1 pseudogene is annotated in these 2,468 nt (G+C 42.2%); it reads left to right on the forward strand.

The annotated features are described in order from the left end of the window. Window positions 1–88 precede the first annotated feature (88 nt). A pseudogene (locus B5D35_RS25170) lies at window positions 89–604 on the forward strand (nucleoside recognition domain-containing protein); the annotation flags it as partial. Between the last annotated feature and the right edge of the window lie 1,864 nt (window positions 605–2,468).

A 2,468-nucleotide genomic window follows, 5' to 3' on the forward strand; every position in this document is an offset into this window, starting at 1 on the left:
CTGGGTATGCCTGAAACTCAGTATATTGCTTAAGAACCGAACAACTTTAGGCTGCCATGTCTTCCAACCGAATTAAGCAACAAAGCCGTTTGGGAATGAAGATTCGAACAACTCTGTGCTGTCTAAAGCATCTCAAATCGTGACACCTATTTTCGCACCAATTGGCGTGCAGGAAGAAAACTGGCAAGCGACGGTGGGGATTATCACGGGCTTGTTTGCAAAAGAGGCCGTTATTGGCACACTAAACAGCCTTTACTCAACGGCAGAAACGGGGGAAGAAGGCGGCGAGTATGATTTGATGGCAAGCCTTAAAGAGGCGGTCATGACAATTCCTGACAACTTAGCAGGCATGAGTTATGGCGATCCGATGGGGCTAAACGTTGGCGACTTAACGGATAAAGCCACTGTTGCTGATGATCAAGGTGTAGATACCACGATCTTCGGCAATCTAGAATCGTACTTTGTGACAGGAAGTGCCGCCTTTGCCTATCTTCTTTTTGTACTGCTTTACACGCCTTGTGCAGCTGCATTAGGTGCTTATGCGAGAGAATTTGGGCATACATTTATGTACTTCGTCGCGGGGTGGACATTTGCAATGGGTTACAAAGACTTTAACTACGAGGATTCAACACTTTATGTCTTTACCGATGTAAAAGATACAATGTTCGATCCCGACCATTTTAAGAAGGTTGCGCAAACACTCACAACAGAAACCGAATTTATGGTGTCTTATAGTGTTGAAGAATCAAAAAAAGCGATCGAGCAATTAAATGCGATGAAAGTTGGCATCGAATCTTTGGCTCTTACGAGTGAAGAAAAAACAACGTATTTAGCCGCGATTGAAAAAGCGACCCAAACACACAATCAGTTTATTGAATTCTACACATCGTTGTATGACACAAAGCTGGATCAATATGCAGCAGAGAAATACCCGGAAATAATCAAAGGCATTAAAGATGCTGAGACCCAGTTGGCACAGTACAAAGAAGCTGTATCTCCGTCTAAATTGAAACTAGAAAACGCAAACGAGCACGTGACTAAAAGTGTGGAAAACTTCCGTGCAAAATACGCTATTCTGGAAGCCGAAGCGAAGCAGTTTGTTATCGACAACGAGATTGTATTGCCGCTCAAAGAAGTGCGTTTCTTTACATCTTATCGTGAAAGTGCACCACAAAAAGACGGTTCTTGTAAAAAAATTGAAGGGTCAAAATACGCTGACTATGGTGTTTACCTCGAAAGCACAAAACAGTGCCACTACGTAAAAACCGTTAACAGTACAGATGACATGTACCGTTTCTCTGAGTCGCAAGTTACGGCTTATGAAGCTATCTTGACTAAACACCAGAAAACCATGAACGATGTTGCCCGCAAGCTTAGCGAAGCACGCGAATTAGTAAGCATCGCCAAGCGTGAATTGAAGAAATCTGAGCTTTTGGCGGCTAACAAATATGGTGGAACTGAATATCAGTTGAACTCAACCGTTTACAACGCACACAATAGGTTGGACCGTCAGACTAACGGTGCTTATGAAGCTCGCCATAAAGAATGGGAACCTGTTAAGGACAATATTATTAGCCGAGCGCAATCTAAACTCAGCGATATTATTGGTGAGCTAAAAGAGAAAGATGGTTTACCTCAATTCTCATTTGAAAAAGAGTACCATGTTTTTAGCGCAAGAAATGCATTGCCGGCACTAGAAGGCCTGGCGCGCAAAGACCTTGAGAAGGCGACAAAATTTACGGATATTGATGATGAAGGTAATCTGAACACCGATGGCTTGATCACTGACGATACGTTCCAAATCGTTGTTCTCGATACTGAAGAAAGCAAGTACGTTGCAAGACTAACTAACTATTTGAATAAAGATGAAATTCAAATGCTGTCTTCGCGGGAGTCATTCGATGGCACAGCGGATTTGATTACAGTCGCTACTGAGATTGCCCACGATAATTACTATCGCGATATCTTGGACATCAAAGAAGCGATCGCAGAAAAGTACTGATTGATACTACAAAATAAATAAAAAGCCTCGGATTGCCGGGGCTTTTTACAAACCACGCTTAAAACATCTCAGCATTTCAACCATCCCAAGATTGCCGCCAATCCTAAGCCCATAATTGTCAGAAGATGAAGAAGCAGACAGGAAACCATGTTTAGTGGCTGCTTATTAATAAGCTGGTAATTATATACTTTATGGTAAATAGCCAATTACGTTCAATAGACTGATTTGATAGAAGAAAGAGGGTCATTACAGACAGAAGAGAAGCAGATTTCACGTATCGGTATATCATATTTAACATAAGATAAATAATGCGCACTGAGTCGCGGGGGTATCTAGTGCAAAAAATCCCGCTAACGCTAAGCTTTCGTAGCCTTGAGGCTTTCTAGCGGCTTTGTTGCTTAATTCGGTTGGAAGACATGGCAGCCTAAAGTTGTTCGGTTCTTAAGCAATATACTGAGTTTCAGGC

The organism is Enterovibrio nigricans DSM 22720 (assembly GCF_900167155.1).
Classification (GTDB): domain Bacteria; phylum Pseudomonadota; class Gammaproteobacteria; order Enterobacterales; family Vibrionaceae; genus Enterovibrio; species Enterovibrio nigricans.